Origin of the sequence: Microterricola viridarii (genome assembly GCF_001542775.1) — a bacterium.
GTDB lineage: Bacteria > Actinomycetota > Actinomycetes > Actinomycetales > Microbacteriaceae > Microterricola > Microterricola viridarii_A.
Genome location: NZ_CP014145.1, coordinates 1,694,517 through 1,712,187 on the forward strand (window position 1 = coordinate 1,694,517; position 17,671 = coordinate 1,712,187).

Below are 17,671 nucleotides of genomic sequence, written 5' to 3' on the forward strand. Positions count from 1 at the left end.
CACGGGGGCCTCCAGCGCTCCACGCAGAAACGAACGCGTGCCACTGCGTTGTTATCACCGAGGAGACCCATGCCCGCGCCCGAAGCCCGCGCCGGAGTTCCGGCTCAGCGTGCCGTGCTCGTGCGCATGCGCGCGGTGATGCCCGAACTGCGCCCGAGCGAGCAGCGCATCGCCGCGCTGTTCACCGCCGACCCCGGCGCGGCCGCCGAACTCTCGATCGGCGAGCTCGCCGCGCGCTGCTCCACCTCGACCACCTCGGTCGTGCGCTTCTGCAAACGCATGGGCTACGACCACCTCAAGGAACTGCGCATGGACGTGCTGCGCGATGTGGCGCGCGAGGGCTTCGAGACGGCCGGGCTGCCCGAGGTGTCCGGTGATGTGGATCGCGACGACACCCTGGAGGACATCGTCGCCAAGGTCTCGCTCGCCGAGACCCTCTCCATCGCCGACACGGCGAAGGTTCTCGACGTCGCCTCGCTGCAGGCCGCCGTCGATGCGGTCGGCGCCGCACACCGGGTCGACATCTTCGGCCTCGGGGCGAGCTCCTTCGTCGGCCTGGACCTGCAGCAGAAGCTCACCCGCATCGGGCGCACCGCCCTGAACTGGGCCGACTCGCACGCGGCCTGGACGTCGGCCGCCACCACGCGCAGCGGGTCCGTGGCAATCGCCGTGTCACACAGCGGCAGCACCCGCGACACCGTCGAGTTCCTTGCCATCGCCCGGGCATCCGGGGCCACGACCATCGCCATCACCAACCACGAGGGCTCGCCGCTGGTCGATCACGCCGACATCGTACTGACCACCGCCGCCCGCGAGTCCGTGTTCCGCTCCGGCGCCCTCGGCAGCCGCATCGCCCAGCTCATGGTCGTCGACTGCATTTTCATCGGTGTGGCCCAGGCCAACTATGAGGAGTCGATGGAGGCCATCCGCAACACCTACGCGGTCGTCCACAACCTCCGGACGCGACGCCCATGAGCGCCGTGCCCCCGTCACTCGCCGCCACCCTCGTCGCTGTGCGCCCGCACAGTCACACCCGAACACCGTCAGGAAGCACGCCAGCATGACCCCTTCAGCAACCGCCAGTCGTTCCGCCGTCTCCGTCGGCGACGAGTCGCTCGCCGCCGAGCTCGGCCGCGTGCTGGGCGGCGCGTCCGCTGCAGCGGGCGTGAGCGTCGCCGAGTTCGATCGCGTCGTCGCGGGCGTTGACGCCTCCCACGTGCTGCTCACCCCCGAGGCCGTCGTCACCCCGCAGAGCATCGAGCACGTAGCCGCGGTGTTCGGTTTCGCCGCGGATGCCGGGCGGCACGTGACCGTGCGCTCTGGCGGCACCAGCCTCTCCGGTCAGGCCGCCGGTGACGGCATCCTGCTCGACACGCGCTCGGCATTCCGCCGCATCGCGGTCGAGGACGGCGGCGCCCGGGTGCGCGTACAGCCCGGCGCGACCGTGCGCCAGGTGAACGCGCGCCTGATCCGACACGGCCGCAAGCTCGGCCCCGACCCGGCCAGCGAGATCGCGGCGACCATCGGCGGCGTCATCGCCAACAACTCCAGCGGTATGGCCTGCGGCACCCACCACAACAGCTACCGCACCCTCGCCGCGCTCACCGTCGTGCTGCCGAGCGGCACCATCGTCGACACCGCGCTGCCCGGCGCCGACGCCCTGCTCGCGGCCGCCGAGCCCATCCTGCACTCGGGCCTCGCCCGGCTGCGCGACGAGATCCGCGGCCGCGCCGACCTGGTCGCCGAGATCGAGCGCCAGTACCGCGGCAAGAACACCATGGGCTATGGGCTGAACTCGTTCCTCGACCACACCGAGCCCGTCCAGATCCTGGCCCACCTGCTCGTCGGCAGCGAGGGCACCCTCGGATTCGTCGCCGAGGCCGTCTTCGACACTGTGCCGATCGCGCCGGCCATCGGCACAGCACTGCTCGTCTTCGACAGCCTCGATGCGGCGACCGGCATCCTGCCCCTGCTGGTGTCCACCGGCGCCGCCACCCTCGAGCTGATGGATGCGGCGTCGCTACGCGTCATCCAGGCCGACCCCAGCGCTGCCGGCATCATCGACAACGTGGAGATCACCGGCCACGCCGCCCTGCTGGTGGAGTACCACGGGGCGGATGACGCCGACCTCGCCGCCCAGATCGAGAACGCCGCCCGCACACTCGCGGCGGCCGGCGCCCCTGCCCTCGCTGTCACCCGCGACGCGAAGGAGCGTGCCCGGCTGTGGCACTTCCGCAAGGGCCTGTACGCGGCCATCGCCGGCGTGCGGAAGCCCGGCACGACAGCCCTGCTCGAGGACATCGCGGTGCCCGTCGAGCGGCTGGCCGCAACCTGCGCCGCGCTCCAGGATCTGTTCCAGCGCCACGGCTACGACGACGCCGTCATCTTCGGCCACGCCAAGGACGGCAACATCCACTTCCTGCTCACCGAGGATTTCACCGCCGACGGAGCCATCGAGCGCCAGGCACAGTTCACCGAGGAGCTCGTCGAGCTCGTGCTCGGCGCCGGCGGAACGCTGAAGGCGGAGCACGGTACTGGCCGCATCATGGCGCCGTTCGTGGAGCGCCAGTTCGGCGCGGAACTCTACGCCGTCATGCGCGAGGTCAAGCGGCTCTGCGACCCGCACGGCGTGCTGAACCCGGGCGTGCTGCTCACCGACTCCCCCAGCTCCCACCTCGAGCACCTGAAGGTGACACCGGAGGTGGAGGTCGAGGTCGACCGCTGCGTGGAGTGCGGCTACTGCGAGCCGGTCTGCCCGAGCAAGGACGTCACGCTGACGCCGCGGCAGCGCATCGCGGTGCGCCGGGCGCGGGCCGCCGCCCGCGCCGACGGAGACACCGCCCTCGACGCCAAGCTGGCCGCGGCCGAGGAGTACGCCTCCGTCGACACCTGCGCCGCTGACGGCATGTGCCAGACCGCGTGCCCGGTGTTGATCAACACGGGCGATCTGGTGCGCCGGCTGCGCGAGCAAGACGCGAACGCGCCGACACGCGTCATCGCCGCCGGGGTGGCGAAGGCCTGGGGCGGCGTCAGCCGCGGGGCATCCGTCGCCCTCAGCGCGGCCCGGCTCGTGCCACCCGTCGCCACTCTCGCCAGTGCCGCCGGGCGCGTGGTGCTCGGCACGGATGTCGTGCCGCAGTGGAGCGACGACCTGCCGCGCGGTGGCGCCAAGCGGGCCCACGGCTCGCCCGCCACCGGTGATGCCGTCTTCTTCTCCGCCTGCGTCGGGTCGATGTTCGGGCCAGCCGAGGGCGGGATCGGGGCCGCGGCCGCGTTCCGGCTGCTCTGCGAGCGGGCCGGCGTGCAGTTGATCACCCCGGAGCGGATCGACTCGCTCTGCTGCGGCACGCCGTGGAAGTCCAAGGGCCTGGCCGATGGCTACCGCACAGCGGTCGAGAAGACTGTGCGGGCTCTGCACGCCGCCTCCGACGGGGGCGCGCTGCCCATCGTCTGCGACAACTCCTCCTGCACCGAGGGCCTCGTGCACGCGCTCGAGAATGTGACTGAACTCGACGGGCAGCCCATCTCGCTCCGCATCGTCGACGCCGTCGACTTCGCCGCCGAGCGTCTGCTGCCCGGTTTGTCCGTCAACGAGCAGATTGATTCGCTGGCGCTGCACCCGACCTGCTCGAGCACCCGGCTCGGCTCCAATGAGCACCTGCGCGAGCTGGCCGGGGCCGTCGCCGTCGAGGCCGTGGTTCCGGATGCCTGGGGCTGCTGCGCCTTCGCCGGTGACCGCGGCATGCTGCACCCGGAGCTGACCGCCTCGGCGACGGCCGCCGAGGCGGCCGAGCTGGCCGAGCGCGACTTCGACGCGCACGCTTCCTGCAACCGCACCTGCGAGATCGGCATGACCCGCGCCACCGGCGAGTCCTACCTGCACATCCTGGAGCTGTTGGAGCGCGCAACCCGCTGAACGCGAACCGCCGCCGTGTCCTAATATCGAACAAGGCGACCGCATTCCGATGCGGGCACCTGATGAGAGAGCGCAGGGCTTCACAACGCAGAGAGGGCGATCACCCATGGCAGAACACCCCGGGGCACCGGCCACAGTACAGGCGGGCTCGCAGACGCTCAGCCGCGGCATCCGGCTCCTCGAGACCCTCGCCAGCGCCGACCGCAATCTCTCCATCGCCGAGCTGGCGGCTGCGCTCGCCGTGCACCGCTCGGTGGCGTACCGCCTGCTGCGCACACTCGAGGACCACGCGCTCGTCACCCGCGACGACGCCGGGCTGGTGGCGCTCGGCCCCGGGCTCGCCGCCCTCTCTTCCGGCGTTGCCCGCAACCTGCAGCAGGCGGCACTGCCCGAGCTCGGCGAGATCGCCGACGAACTGGGCATGACCTGCCTGCTCGCGGTGATGGTCGATGGCGGCGAGGCGGTCACCCTGGTGAGCGCCTCGCCCCGGCAGAGCGTCGCGGTCGTGTCGTACCGGCCGGGCCACCGTCATCCGCTCGGCCGGGGCGGGCCGGGCAAGGCGATCCTGCTCGGGATGCCGGAGAATGCCTGGCCGGAGGAGCTCCGCGCCGGGATGAGCGCGGAGCTGCACGCCGAGATCGCCAGGGGTCGCCTGCAGGGCTACGCCTCCAGCCGCGATGAGGTCCTGCCATCGCTCACCTCTGTCGCGGTGCCGCTCAACCTGGCGGGGCAGCCTCCAGCCTCCATCGCCGTTATCCATGTGGCACTCCCGCGCGGTGAGGCCGAGATCGCCGGGCGACTGGCGCTCGGGGCGCAGAACGTGGCGCGCGCCTACGGCGCATAGACGGCCCCGCGCAGCGCGTCGTTCGGGCGCTTGAGGCGCGGGCCTTTCGCGGCCTATGCTTCGTTCGTGGCCGAGTCAACCCGCGTGGCGGCCCAGAAGTCAGCCAAGCTGGACCGGCTGCTCCTGGACGCGAAACTGGCAATTCCCGCACCTCAGGCGGGCTTTGTCAGCCGCGCCACGCTCATCACGACGGCCCGCACCTCGCACCGCCAGGTGGTCGCCGTCACCGCGCCGTCCGGCTATGGCAAGTCCAGCTTCCTGGCCCAATGGGCGGCCGCCGAGGAGCGCAGCGTCGGCTGGGTGTCGCTTGACCGTTTCGATGACGATGCCGTCAAACTGCTGACCCTGCTCGCCTCTGCCTTCGTGCGGGCCACGGGGGCGGATGCCGCGCTGGTCACCGACATGCGCGGACACGGGGTCTCGGCGCTCGGGCGCGCGGCCCCCCGGCTCGCACTCGCGCTGAGGGAGAGCCCGAGCCCCTTCGTGCTCATGCTCGACGACCTGCACGAGCTCGCAACGCCCGCCTGCCATGACGTCTTGAGCGTCGTGCTCGACGGTGTGCCAGCCGGCTCACAGCTGGTGATGGCCAGCCGACATGAGCAACCGCAGGTCGCCACCCTTCGTGCTGCGGGGCAGACGCTCGAGATCGGCGCGGACAGTCTCGCCCTGGATGCCGACGGCGCGCGGAGGATCTTCGCTGAGGCCCAGGTTCCGCTGACCCCCGCACTCGCCGCCGTTGTCATCGAGCGTACGGAGGGCTGGCCCGTCGGCCTCCACCTGGCGGCCATGATCGCTCACGACAATGCGGACGGCGCCGCCGTGATCTCCGGTGACGACCGCTACGTCGCCGACTACCTCTACCGGGAGTCGCTGGCCTCCCTGCCGGAGAACACCCAGCGCTTCCTGCGCTGCACCGCCGTGCTCGACCAGTTCTCGGCAGAGCTGTGCGACGCGGTGTTCGGCCAGCCCGGCTCGCAGGCGCGCCTGCGCGAGCTGGAAGACTCCAACGTCTTCCTTATTCCGCTCGACCGCCGCCGCGGGTGGTTCCGCTACCACCCGCTGTTCCGCGAGTTCCTGTTGAGCGAGCTGCGCCGCGTGAGCCCGGCGCTCGTCGCAGAACTGCACGTGCGCGCGGCGGGCTGGTACGAACTGCACGGTTCCCCGGCGAAGGCAATCGAGCACCTGCTGGAGACTCCGGATCGCGCGACCTGCGTGCGTCTGGTCGCCGAGCATGCCATGGCCACCTTCCAATCCGGGCAGATGGCCACGGTGCGGCGCTGGATCGGTGACCTCGGCCACGTCGCCGTGGACGACCACCCTCCGCTCGGCGTCCTGGCCGGTTGGATCGCCGTCATGTCTGGGCAGGCCGCGGAGGCCGACCGGCTGGCCACGCGGTTGGAGGGCGCCGCGTTCGACCCCCTGCCGTTCGACGGTTCCGCATCCTTCGAATCGAGCAGGGCCATGCTCCGATCGCTGATGTGCGCGGCCGGGCCCGCCCAAGCAGCGGATGACGCAGAGTTCGCCCTGGCCCAAGAACCCTCGTGGAGCGCATGGCGGGAGCAAGCACTCTGCCTCGGCGGAGAGGCAGAGTTGCTGCGCGGAGACGGGGCAGCGGCGCAGGCATACTTTGCCGAGGCAGCCGACCTCGCCCTCGTGCACGACAACGCCGGCGTGCAAGCGCTGAGCGACGCCGAGTTCGCGCTGATCGCCATGGACAAAGGCCGCTGGGCCGAGGCAGCGCCCCGGGTGGCGAGCGCGATGGGATCCGTCGAACTGCATCGTCTGCAGGACTACGCCATCGCCGTGCCCGGCGTCGTAGCCGCCGCGAGGCTGGCGCTGCATGACGGCGACCTGGAGCGCACCGAACGGCAGCTGACCAAGGCCATGCGCGCGCGGCCGGTCTGCACGTATGCCGCGCCGGCACTGGCGACGCGCGTTCGCCTGTACCTCGCAAAATGCTATTGGGCTCTCGGCGATCACGTGACCGCGCGGCACTTGATGCGCGAGATCGACGACATCCTGATGCACCGCCCGGCCCTCGGGGCCCTGCTGGCCGAGGTTGACGGGCTGCGCGAGCTCATCTCCGCGAGTGCCGGCGGCCCAGGCGGGTACACCCCGCTCACCCCCGCCGAGTTGCGCCTGCTGCCGTATCTGCAGACACACCTCACGATCCCGGAGATCGGCGCCCGCCTGTTCGTGTCGCGCAACACAGTGAGCACCGAGGTGGGGTCGATCTACCGCAAGCTGGGCGTCTCCTCGCGCTCTGAGGCCGTCGAATGGGCGACCTCGATCGGCCTGCTCGGCAGCTAGTCACGCGCTGTGGGCACGGTGCCGTGCGGTCAGCCCAACGTGTCCTCCACGTCGAACCCGAGCGCGAGGGCGAGGCTGGGCGCGGCGGCCACCACACGCGGCAGCCCGACGACCGAGGTGATGCCGATGAGCACATCGACGATCTCGTCGGCGTTCGCCCCGGCGTTGACCGCCGCCGTGACGTGCTCCCCGAACGACGGTTCAGCTCCGCCGATGGCGACGAGAGCCGCGAGCCTGGCCAGGGCCAGAGTCTTCGGGTCCAGCGTGCCGAGTTCAGTGACGCTGAACTCCTCTTCGACCACACTGGGCTCGTTGACCGCGAGGCGGCGCAGGCGTTGCGTGTAGTTCGATGTCACATCGTCCTCCCGCGTGTCTCTGCCGAGCAGTGTTGCCTCCTATAGTCGACGCCTTCTCGGCCGAGAACGCGTCATACGGATGGGGTGAACACCGTGCTCTGACCCTCTGGAGCCATCATGTGATCGGGGTGATGCGGCGCTCTGGGCGGCACAATAAGTTCGAGCCGACCGTGAGCCACCGAGTCCACGGCAATCTGAGAGGCGGCACGCACATGAACACGTTCTGGGACTATCTGGTGTGGCTGTTCTGGGTGTACATCACCATCGCGTGCATCTGGATCTTCATCACCGTGATCATCGACATGTTCCGCGATCACACTCTGAGCGGCTGGGCCAAGGCACTCTGGGCACTGTTCCTGGTGTTCCTGCCGTTCCTGGCGACGTTCGTCTATCTGATCGCACGCGGGAAGAGCATGTCGGAGCGCCGCATGGGCGAGGTCCAGCAGGCGCGCTACCAGACCGACGAGTACATTCGCGGTGTGGCCAGCAGCTCGCCGGCCGCAGAGATTGAGAAGGCCAAGCAGCTCCTCGACGCCGGGGCAATCACCCAAGCGGAGTTCGATGCACTCAAGGCGAAGGCGCTCACGACGGCGTGAGCCGGCCGCGTCAGCTTCACTCACTGGGCGGGATCGGCGAGTCATCGCCGGTCCCGCTTTCCTTGCCCCTGCGCCGGCGCGATGTGGGCTGGCCGGACGCCTGATGCCGGTTCGCCTTGGCCTCCGCGTCTTCCGCAGCCATGATCGATCTGGCCTCGCCGACATCGCCGAGGGCTGGCCGCCACCAACGCACCTCCGGGTCGGCATCCACCAGCACCGCCCGCGCCAACAAGGTCAGCGGGATCGCCAGCACCGCACCGATCGGGCCGATCACGACCGCCCAGAACAGCACGGAGAAGAACGTCAGAGACTGGCTGAGCGCGACGGCGTTGCCGACGACCCGGGGCTGGATGATCGACTGCACCACGGCGTTGACCAGGCCGTAGATGATGACCACCGCGATGAGGGTCGGCCAGCCGCCGACGAAGTAGCCGAAGACGAGCGGCGGGATGATCGCGATGAAGTACCCGATGTTGGGGATGTAGCTGCACAGGAAGGACAGGATCGCCCAGAGAAGGGCGGCCGGCACCTGCAACAGCCAGAGTGCGATGCCGTTGATCGCCCCCTGGACGAGGCCGAGGACGGTGGTGACGACCATGTACCGCCGCACCCCCCGTGCGTAGTCAACGAGGGCGTCCTTCAGGTGCGGCCGGCGCTTTCCGAGCTGCACGAGCACGGTCGGCACATAGGAGGCGTCAGCCGAGAGCAGGATCAGCATGGTCAGGATGATGACGAGCGTGGCGGTGAGACTGGCGACCCCGCCGACGAGGCCCCCGAAGAAGCCCGCAATGGCGCTCGGATCGAATCCGCTCTTGACGTGCTCGATCTCGGTGGAGTCGACACCGAGCCGTGCGAGCCAGTTGCCGAAGTTCGCGGCGATCTCGGCGAACTGGTCGGCGTAGTTGGGGAGCATCGCGACAAACTGTGTGACGGCGATGACGAAGGTGTACGCGAGCCCCGCGAGCCCGGCGAACAGCACCAGGACGACTGATCCCGTCGCCAGGCCGCGGGGAACCCCACGCCGCTCGAGCATGGTGCGCACCGGCTGGGCGCAGATCGTGAGCACGATGGTGAGCAGCACCGGTCCGAGGATGGACTTGATGCTGCTCATGCCGATGGCGACGACGGTGCCGGCGGCGAGGCCGACCAAGATGACGACGCCGCGCGGGTATCGCCGAATCGGAGCCGGCCCACCCGGCTCCGGAATGCTCTCCGACATGCTTGCTCCAGCCTCCGCGTGGGAATGCCGGCGGTCGCTCAGCGCCGCGGGCGGGGCGTCATCCGAGCAGCTGGGCCTTCGCCGCCGTGAACTCCGCGTCGCTCAGCAGGCCCTGGGCCTTGAGCTCGGCAAGCCGCTGGATCTGAGTCACCGTGTCGGTGGCCGCGGGCGCGGCTGCCGCCGGCGGTGGCGGTGGGGGCGGTGCCATGGCTGCCGCCTGTTGCTGCTGCTCATAGGCCTGCGACTCGTATTGCTCGTTCGCGCGGTTCTGCTGGCGGCGGGCGACGTTTCCGCTGACCGCCGTCGCCGTACCGGCGACGACCGCGGTCCGCGCGGCCATGCCGATCAAACCGGGACGTCCACCTCTCCGAAGGGGGGCCATCTGCTGCACCTTTCTCTATTTGCTCGCCTCGCGCGCTTCGGCGACAACGGCGTTGACAGCCGGGGCGGGGATGCGCAGGAAGTCGATCACGTAGCCGTTGGTTTCGGCCAGCCGGGAGGCGAGTTGCACCGCCCAGCGCAGTTCGACGACGAGCAGTAGCGCAGAGGTCCCGGGCGGGACCTTCTCGCCGAACTCGGCCAGGTCTTCGTCCGAGGCGATCCCGCTGAGTTCCAGCTCGATGTCGCCGATAGCGATGCCGGCCTCGTCGACCTCGAGGAAGCTCAGCTGGCCGGCCTCCGAGCACGAGACCTGCACCAGGTCGAGCAGGCGCACCGTGCCGGCATCCACCAGGCTCAGCACCGCCTCGATCACACCCATATTGGGACGATCACCCTCAAACGCGGCGAGCACGAGCTCAACGGGTCCGAATTCCAAGTCACTCATCGTCACGCCTCTCATCCGCGGTCCTGCCACGCGGTTCGATGCTCCCGCCGCAGCCGTGCAGCCGCATCACGCAGTTCGGGTGAAGCGCCCTCCGGGTGCCCGGGTTAGCGTGCACCCGCAAGCATTTCGAGCAGGAAGAGGCGCCCATGACAACGCCAGAGACGGCCCGCCCGGCCGGAGTCACCGCAGTCGCGGTCATCGCCTGGGTCTCTGGGGCCGGCAACGTGATCACCGGCATCCTGCTGCTCCTGCAGGTCAACAACACCACGCTCGTGGAAGGCTTCGGCGGCAGTGTGCCGTTCCTCACGCTGGCCATCGCCGTCACGATACTCGGCGCCGTGATCCTCATCGTCGCGGGCGGGCTGTTCAGCGGCATCAACGGCGCCCGAGTGGTGATGACCATCTTCCAGGTGCTCTCGATCGCGGGCGCGGTCTGGCTCACCCAGCTGGCGCTCTGGCTGATCTGGGTCGCCGTCGTCAGCATCCTCATCTCGGTCGCGGCGCTCGTTCTGCTCTACATTCCGAGCTCGAACGCGTACTTCCGCTCCGACACCTGAAACACCGGCCCTGCCCGTCGGCGTGTTCCGCGCAGAGCGAGCCGGCACTCGCCGGCCCGCCCCGCGGAGACCGGCTAGGCGGCCGGCAGCAGGTTCTGCGCGAAGAAGTCGGCGAGCTCTGCGGATGCCGTCAACGGCAGCACCGTCGCCACGTACTGATCGGGGCGCACCACCACGACGGCTCCGGACCGGCTGATGCCGCGCTGTTCGAAGATGTCGTCGCCCTCCAGCGTGCTGTAGACCTTCTCGTAGTCGGTCAGCCCGAACGGGCCCGTCTTCGGCAGGAACGTGGCCGGAACCTGGTCCATGTCGAACTCGGTGTGCGGCTGCTGGTAGACCACCTTCACGTCGAAGACTGCGTCGATGTCGCCGCCTTCCGGCGTGTGCACGCGCAGCGGCGACTCCGGTGCGGTGCTCAGCCATTCGGCCCACGCGGCGAGGTCAGAGTTGGTGCCCGGCGCCGCGGCATCCGCGAAGGCATAGACGCGCCAGCGCCCGTCGGAGCGGTGGTGGTGGCCGAGCTGCACCGGGTTCGTGTCGCAGACCCGCACGACCGGTGACGACTTGAAACGCTTGCCGATCGGGAACCCGGTGGCGAGCTCCTGGTGGCTGGCCTCGCCGATCAGCATCGACGGCGTGTACTGCGTCATGAAGCCGGACGGGAACTCGGCGGTGCGGGTGTAGAAGTCTTCGAGCTCGGTCGGGTCGTCGAGGTCTTCCGGCCGCGTCGCCATCAGGGTGGACCACTGCTTGTCGAAGTCGATGAGGTTCTTGGCGATCACCTGGCGCTCGGCCGAGTAGGTGCTGAGCAGGCTCTCCGGGCTGCGGCCGTCGAGCACGTAGCCGAGTTTCCAGCCGATGTTGAGGCCGTCCTGCATCGAGACGTTCATGCCCTGGCCGGCCTTGGCGCTGTGGGTGTGGCACGCGTCACCGGTGATGAAGACGCGCGGCGTGCGCGTACCGAGCTCCTCGGGCAGCACGTCGTCGAAGCGGTCGGTGAGGCGGTGGCCTACCTCGTAGACGCTGTGCCACGGCACGTTCTTCACATCGAGCGTGTACGGGTGCATGATCGCGTTGGCCTGGGCGATGATCTGCTCGATCGTCGTCTTGCGCACGTCGCCGTTGTCGTCATCCGCGACCTCGCCGAGGTCGACGTACATGCGGAACAGCTGGCCGCCCTCGCGCGGGATCAGCAGGATGTTGCCGTGCTCCTCCGACTGGATCGCGCACTTGGTGCGGATGTCGGGAAAGTCGGTGACCGCGAGCACGTCCATGACGCCCCAGGCGTGCATGGCTTGGTCGCCGCGCAGGGAGCAGCCGATCGAGTCGCGCACCGCGCTGCGGGCGCCGTCGGCACCGACGACGTACTTGGCGTGGACGATCTTCTCCTGTCCCGCCAACTCGCCGGTGGTGTGCCGCAGCGTGACCGTGACGGGGTACTCCCCCGCCTTCGTGTCTTCGAGGCCGACGAACTCGTAGCCGTAGTCCGGCTTCATGCGCGTCGGCGAGTTCGCCATGTACTCGGTGAAGTAGTCGAGCACGCGGGCCTGGTTGACGATCAGGTGCGGGAACTCGCTGATGCCGGCGGGGTCATCGACGGCGCGGGCGGTGCGCACGATGTTCTCCCGGTTGTTGACGTCGGGCTTCCAGAACGCCATCTCGGTGATGCGGTAGGCCTCGGCGATGATCCGCTCGGCGAAGCCGAAGGCCTGGAAGGTCTCGACGCTGCGGGCCTGAATACCGTCGGCCTGGCCGATCGGCAGGCGCCCGCCTCGGCGCTCGATGATGCGGGTCGTGACGTTGGGGAACATCGAGAGTTGCGCCGCTGCGACCACACCGGCCGGGCCCGTGCCGACGATGAGCACGTCGACAGTGTCTGGCAGCTCGTCCGGGCGGTCGACGCCGACCCCCGCAACCGGCTGCACTCGCGGGTCGGTGGACACGTATCCGTGGTGGTGGAACTGCACGGGCTTCCTCACTTCTCTGTGTGGTGACTCTTCTGTGTGATGCAACTGCACTGTTCGATAATCGAACACATGGTTCGCATATCGCTCTAGTGATCATATGACCAGCGCTCCTGAGATACAACTGAGCGCGCGCGGCAGCACTCGGCTTACGAATGGTTAGCGACTTACTGCTGCTTTGCGCTGACGAGATCGGACCAGCAAGCTGGGAGCGTGGACAACAACTATGGGCATCCCCTTCGCTTCGGGCTCGCGTTGCAGCCGGGCGCCGAACCCGCCGACCTGCTTGATCAGGCAGCGCTCGCAGAGAAACTGGGTTATGACCTCGTGTCGGTCACTGATTGCTCCGAACAGGCGGCCCCTGGCCTGGACGCCTGGAGCCTCGCCTCGTGGCTGGCCGGGAGCACCGAGCGCATCGGCATCGCTCCCGTCGTCGAGCTCGGCCGACACAACCCGGCGGTGCTCGGCCGGGCGACAGCGAGCCTCGACTTACTCGCCGCGGGCCGGCTCGAGCTCGGTCTGAGCGCAGAGGATTCAGAGGCGCTCGGCGAGGCCATCGACATCCTGCGCAGCGTCTGGGCCGGCGCCGGCAGGTCCACCCTCCGCTACAGCGGCGCGCACTACGAGCTGAACGGCGCCTCCGGCGGGCCGCTGCCCGCCCACAGGATTCCGATCCGCATTGCCGGCGAGAGCCCCGCACTCCTCAAACTCGCCGGGGGCAGCGCCGACGGCTGGCTCCTGCGCCAGCCGACCGGCGAGGCACTCCTGGACGCGGGCAACGCCATGCTCGATGCCGCGGCTCGAGACGCCGGCCGCGACCCCCGCGAGATCCGCCGTGTGCTTGAGGTCGCGGCTCCCGAGAACCTGTCCGGCGATGCGGCCAGCGCCGACTGGGTGGCGGGGCTGCTGCCGCTCGTGCGCGATCAGGGCATCGGCGACATCCTGCTGCGGAGCGCTGACCCGGCCGTCATCCGCCGTTTCATCACCGAGGTTGCCCCCGCCCTGCGTGAGGCGGCCGACGCCGCGATCCCCGGCCTCTCCACGGCCTCGGCCGTGCGCCCGGCGGCGGCCCTGGCCCGCCGCGTCGCTGGCATCGACTACGAATCCGTGCCGAGCGCGCTCGGCGCGATCGAGCCGGGCGACCACGACTACGCCGCCGTGCACTCCACCTACATGCGCGGCGGGCAGCCCGGCCTGGTGCTGCGCCCACGCACCGTCGAGCAGGTGAAGGATGCCGTCGCCTTCGCCCGCCGCCACCCCGACGTGCCGCTCGGTATCCGCAGTGCCGGGCACGGAATCAGCGGCCGCTCGACCAACCAGGGCGGCATCGTCATCGACGTCTCCGCCCTCAACACGATCGAGATCCTCGACCCCGAGAAGCGACTCGTGCGCATCGGCCCCGGCGCACGCTGGGGCGAAGTCGCCTCCGCACTGGACCCGCACGGCTGGGCGATCAGCTCCGGCGACTACGGCGGGGTGGGCGTCGGCGGGCTCGCCACCGCCGGCGGAATCGGCTTCCTCGGCCGCGCGAACGGCCTCACCATCGACCACCTCCGCGCCGTCGAGCTGGTGCTCGCCGACGGCAGCCACGTGCGCGCCAGCGCCGATGAGAACGCCGACCTGTTCTGGGCAATGCGCGGCGCGGGCTCCAACTTCGGCATCGCCACCGCCTTCGAGTTCGAGGCTGCCGAGGTGCCCGGCGTCGGCTGGGCCCAGCTCGTGCTCGATGCCAGCGACACCGCCGCCTTCCTGGAGAAGTGGGGCGCGACGCTCGAGGCCTCGCCGCTCGACACCACCAGCTTCGTCGTCATCGGCGGCGCTCGGCCCGGCGAGCCCGTGCTGGCCCGCATCTTCGCCATGGTCGATTCGGTCGACCCCGACACGATCATCAGCCGTCTGCAGCCCTTCGCCGACATCTCGCCCATGTACCAGCAGTCGGTGCAGCTGCTCAGCTACGGCGAGGCGCTGATGCCGGCCCAGGGCGACGCGAACGAGGGCAGTGGCGAGGTGAACAGCCGCTCCGGCCTGCTCGAGCACATCACCCCAGAGTTCGCCCAGGCCGCAGCCCGGCTGCTGGCCAGCGGGGCCAGCTACTTCTTCCAGATCCGGGCGACGGGCGGAGCGGCATCCGTCGTCGACCCCGACGACACCGCCTACGCCCACCGGGCCGCCAACTTCTCGGTGGCCGCCATGGGCTCCAACCCGGACCGGTTGGACCGCGGCTGGGCCGAGCTGGAGCCCTTCTTCGATGGGCTCTACCTGAGCTTCGACAGCAGCCTGAACCCGCGGCGCATCCACGATGCGTTCCCGCCGCAGACTCTGGCCAGACTGCGGGCTCTCAAGGCGGAGTACGACCCGTCGCACCTGTTCACAGACAACTTTGCGATCGAAGCTGCCGCATCCGAACCAGCCGCCACCACCACGAGGAGCGCACGATGACTGACTACGGGCACGACCTGCAGTTCGGGGTGTTCATCACCCCCACGAACAAGCCAGCCATGCACGCCGTCGACCTCGCTGTCGTCGCGGACCGCGCCGGTCTCGACCTGGCCTCGTTCCAGGACCACCCCTACCAGCCGCGCTTCCTCGACACGTGGACGCTGCTCTCCTTCGTTGTCGCGCGCACCGAGAAGATCCACCTGACCGGCAACGTGATCAACCTGCCGCTGCGGCACCCCGCGCTGCTCGCCCGCAGCGCGGCCAGCCTCGATCTGCTGAGCGGCGGCCGGGTCGAGCTCGGCCTGGGCGCCGGCGGCTTCTGGGACGCCATCGAGGCGATGGGCGGCAGCCGGCTCACCCCCGGCCAGTCGATCGAGGCGCTCGAAGAGGGCATCCAGATCATGCGCGACATCTGGGACACCGAGCAGAAGGGCGGCGTGCATTTCGGGGGCACCCACTACACCGTGGACGGCGCCAAGCGCGGGCCGGCCCCCGCACATGACATCGGCATCTGGGTGGGCGCATACAAGCCGCGCATCCTGCGGATGACCGGGCGGGCCGGCGACGGCTGGCTTCCGTCGCTCGGCTACCTGAAGGGCGGCCCGGCCGAGCTCACAGCGATGAATGCGCTCATTGACGAGGGGGCGGATGCCGCCGGCCGCGACCCCCGCGCGATCCGCCGCCTGCTCAACATCGGCGGCAGCTTCGCGCCGGCAAACAGCGGGCTCCTGCAGGGCCCGCCGTCGCAGTGGGTCAGCGAACTCACGGACATCGCGCTGGCGTATGGCATCTCCGGGTTCATCCTGGCCGCCGACGACGCCGGGCTGATCGAGCGCTATGCCCACGAGGTTGCGCCCGCCGTGCGCGAGGCGGTGGCGCGCGAGCGCGGCTAGTCGCCGGCATCGAGATGGCAGTTGAGCGTGTTCCCCGGCATCCGAACCACGCTCAACGGCGATTTCGACGGTTGGCTTCGGTCGTTGGCTCGGGTCGTTGGCTCCGGTCGTTGCCGCTCCCTCGAGCCAACGGGGAGGACGAGCAGTTCACGGCATACTCCCGAGCAAATCAGAGCCGGACTTCCCACAACGGGACTAATGTCGCGCTCATGTCCCGGATCGAATCCGAACCCGTCCAGCCCGTCCCCCCAACAGTGCCCCACTCCCGACGCTGGTGGACGCTCGCCGTCGTCGCGCTCGCGCAGCTGATGGTCGTACTGGATGCGACGGTGGTGAACATTGCCTTGCCGTCCGCCCAGGCCGAACTCGGCTTCACGGACGGCGAGAGGCAATGGGTCGTCACCGCCTACTCGCTCGCCTTCGGCAGCCTGCTTCTGCTCGGCGGCAGGCTCTCCGACCTGATCGGCCGCAAGCGCACCTTCCTCATCGGTCTGGTCGGATTCGCCACGGCCTCCGCCCTGGGCGGTGCGGCGCAGAGCTTCGAGTGGCTCGTCGGAGCGCGCGCACTGCAAGGCGCATTCGGTGCGCTGCTCGCGCCGACCGCCCTGGCCGTGCTGACGACGACCTTCACCATTCCGAAGGAGCGCTCGCGCGCCTTCGGCGTGTTCGGGGCCATCGCCGGTGCCGGCGGCGCCATCGGCCTGCTCCTCGGCGGCTTCCTCACCGAATACCTCGACTGGCGGTGGAGCCTGTACATCAACGTGTTCATTGCAATCGTCGCGTTTGCCGGTGCCCTCGTCTTTGTCAGCACAGTCGCTCGCACGGGGCCCAGGCCGAAACTCGATATCCCCGGCACCGTGCTCGCCTCCGGCGCCCTGTTCTTACTCGTCTACGGCTTCTCCAACGCCGAGAGCGACGGGTGGGGGTCCCCCTCGTGCTGGCTGATGCTCGTGGGATCGGGCATTCTGCTGATCGCCTTCGTGCTCTGGCAACGACGCGCCGCGCACCCGCTTCTCCCCCTCGCCATCGTGCTTGACCGCAATCGAGGCGCGTCTTACCTCTCCGTGGTCATCGCGGGTGCCTGCATGTTCGGCGTATTCCTTTTCGTCACCTACTACCTGCAGACGGGCCTGCACTTCACCCCGGTTCAGACGGGTGTCGCCTTCCTGCCGATGATCGCCATGCTGGTGCTCGCCGCCCAATTGTCAACAAACATCTTCCTGCCGCGTTTCGGCCCGAAGGTGCTGGTTCCACTCGGAATGGTGCTCGGGATGATCGGCATGATCTACCTCACCCACCTCACTTTGGAGAGCACATACGCCGCCGACATCCTGCCGCCATTGGCGATCATCGGTCTCGGAATGGGAACCATCATGCCCGCGTCGATCCAGACGGCGACCCTCGGCGTCAACCGGGACTTCGCTGGTGTGGCCTCCGCCACGGTGAACACCAGTCAGCAGGTCGGCGGCTCCATCGGTACGGCGCTGCTGAACACGCTGGCCGCCACGGCCGCGACCAGCTACGTCTCCGCACACCTGCCTGCATCGCCAGAGGTCATCGCCGAGGCTGCCTTGCACAGCTACTCGGTCGCGTACTGGTGGGCGGCTGGCTTCTTCGCCTTCGGCGCGGTGCTCTCGGCTCTGCTGTTCCGCCGTGTCGGGCATGGTCTCTCGGTGGCACATGCCCGCTCCACCGCACCCGCCACCGCCATGGAGGCGCCGCAGGCCTAGCCGCACAGCCGGTCTGACCGC

General features: G+C 69.4%; 14 protein-coding genes. 9 read left to right on the plus strand and 5 right to left on the minus strand.

Translation table 11 applies throughout. From position 1 onward, the window contains the following. Nucleotides 1-69: 69 nt before the first annotated feature. From AWU67_RS07845 to AWU67_RS17895, 4 genes are all read left to right on the plus strand, one after another. A complete protein-coding gene (locus AWU67_RS07845; protein WP_067227606.1) occupies nucleotides 70-975 on the plus strand; it encodes a MurR/RpiR family transcriptional regulator in 906 nt (301 codons plus the stop codon). A gap of 85 nt (nucleotides 976-1,060) precedes the next feature. Continuing rightward, nucleotides 1,061-3,916: an FAD-binding and (Fe-S)-binding domain-containing protein gene (locus tag AWU67_RS07850; RefSeq protein WP_067227608.1), complete on the plus strand. Its 2,856-nt coding sequence runs from the start codon at nucleotides 1,061-1,063 to the stop codon at nucleotides 3,914-3,916. A 106-nt stretch (nucleotides 3,917-4,022) separates the two neighbouring features. Beyond that, the gene (locus AWU67_RS07855; RefSeq protein WP_067227610.1) at nucleotides 4,023-4,760 is read left to right on the plus strand and encodes an IclR family transcriptional regulator; all 738 of its coding nucleotides are present in this window, start codon (nucleotides 4,023-4,025) and stop codon (nucleotides 4,758-4,760) included. Between the two features lie 66 nt (nucleotides 4,761-4,826). Beyond that, nucleotides 4,827-7,070: a LuxR family transcriptional regulator gene (locus tag AWU67_RS17895; protein ID WP_067227612.1), complete on the plus strand. Its 2,244-nt coding sequence runs from the start codon at nucleotides 4,827-4,829 to the stop codon at nucleotides 7,068-7,070. 29 nt (nucleotides 7,071-7,099) lie between these two features. On the opposite strand, the gene AWU67_RS07865 is transcribed toward AWU67_RS17895, so the two are convergent. Beyond that, on the minus strand, nucleotides 7,100-7,426 hold the full coding sequence (locus AWU67_RS07865) for a carboxymuconolactone decarboxylase family protein (RefSeq protein WP_067227615.1): 327 nt from the start codon (nucleotides 7,424-7,426) through the stop codon (nucleotides 7,100-7,102). Nucleotides 7,427-7,638: 212 nt separating this feature from the next. Between AWU67_RS07865 and AWU67_RS07870 the strand changes: the two genes are divergently transcribed. Then, entirely contained in the window at nucleotides 7,639-8,022 is a 384-nt protein-coding gene (locus AWU67_RS07870) for an SHOCT domain-containing protein (protein ID WP_067227617.1), read from the plus strand. Between the two features lie 16 nt (nucleotides 8,023-8,038). Here the strand turns inward: AWU67_RS07870 and AWU67_RS07875 are convergent, their stop codons facing one another. The 3 genes from AWU67_RS07875 to AWU67_RS07885 are packed head-to-tail and all read right to left on the minus strand — an operon-like array spanning nucleotide 8,039 to nucleotide 10,067. Then, nucleotides 8,039-9,241: an AI-2E family transporter gene (locus AWU67_RS07875; protein ID WP_082716845.1), complete on the minus strand. Its 1,203-nt coding sequence runs from the start codon at nucleotides 9,239-9,241 to the stop codon at nucleotides 8,039-8,041. 58 nt (nucleotides 9,242-9,299) lie between these two features. After that, nucleotides 9,300-9,581, minus strand: a complete 282-nt coding sequence (locus AWU67_RS07880) for an SHOCT domain-containing protein (protein ID WP_199922360.1) — start codon at nucleotides 9,579-9,581, stop codon at nucleotides 9,300-9,302. A 57-nt stretch (nucleotides 9,582-9,638) separates the two neighbouring features. Next, nucleotides 9,639-10,067 (minus strand): DUF6325 family protein, encoded by a 429-nt coding sequence (locus tag AWU67_RS07885; RefSeq protein ID WP_067227619.1) that lies wholly within the window; start codon nucleotides 10,065-10,067, stop codon nucleotides 9,639-9,641. A 146-nt stretch (nucleotides 10,068-10,213) separates the two neighbouring features. Between AWU67_RS07885 and AWU67_RS07890 the strand changes: the two genes are divergently transcribed. Next, complete coding sequence (locus AWU67_RS07890) at nucleotides 10,214-10,624, plus strand: hypothetical protein (RefSeq protein ID WP_067227622.1); 411 nt, start codon at nucleotides 10,214-10,216, stop codon at nucleotides 10,622-10,624. Between the two features lie 74 nt (nucleotides 10,625-10,698). On the opposite strand, the gene AWU67_RS07895 is transcribed toward AWU67_RS07890, so the two are convergent. Beyond that, nucleotides 10,699-12,591, minus strand: coding sequence for an FAD-binding monooxygenase (locus AWU67_RS07895; RefSeq protein ID WP_067227625.1), 1,893 nt, complete (start codon nucleotides 12,589-12,591; stop codon nucleotides 10,699-10,701). A 210-nt stretch (nucleotides 12,592-12,801) separates the two neighbouring features. Here AWU67_RS07895 and AWU67_RS07900 point away from each other — a divergent pair, with 210 nt between their 5' ends. The 3 genes from AWU67_RS07900 (at nucleotide 12,802) to AWU67_RS07910 (ending at nucleotide 17,650) form a co-directional block, all read left to right on the plus strand. After that, a complete protein-coding gene (locus tag AWU67_RS07900; protein ID WP_082716846.1) occupies nucleotides 12,802-15,027 on the plus strand; it encodes an LLM class flavin-dependent oxidoreductase in 2,226 nt (741 codons plus the stop codon). Next, nucleotides 15,024-15,920 carry an LLM class flavin-dependent oxidoreductase gene (locus tag AWU67_RS07905; protein ID WP_067227628.1) on the plus strand — a complete coding sequence of 299 codons (897 nt, stop codon included), beginning with the start codon at nucleotides 15,024-15,026 and terminating at the stop codon, nucleotides 15,918-15,920. The genes AWU67_RS07900 and AWU67_RS07905 overlap by 4 nt, the downstream gene beginning before the upstream one ends. Before the next feature lie 254 nt (nucleotides 15,921-16,174). Continuing rightward, nucleotides 16,175-17,650 carry an MFS transporter gene (locus tag AWU67_RS07910; RefSeq protein ID WP_234407392.1) on the plus strand — a complete coding sequence of 492 codons (1,476 nt, stop codon included), beginning with the start codon at nucleotides 16,175-16,177 and terminating at the stop codon, nucleotides 17,648-17,650. The last annotated feature ends 21 nt before the right edge of the window (nucleotides 17,651-17,671 follow it).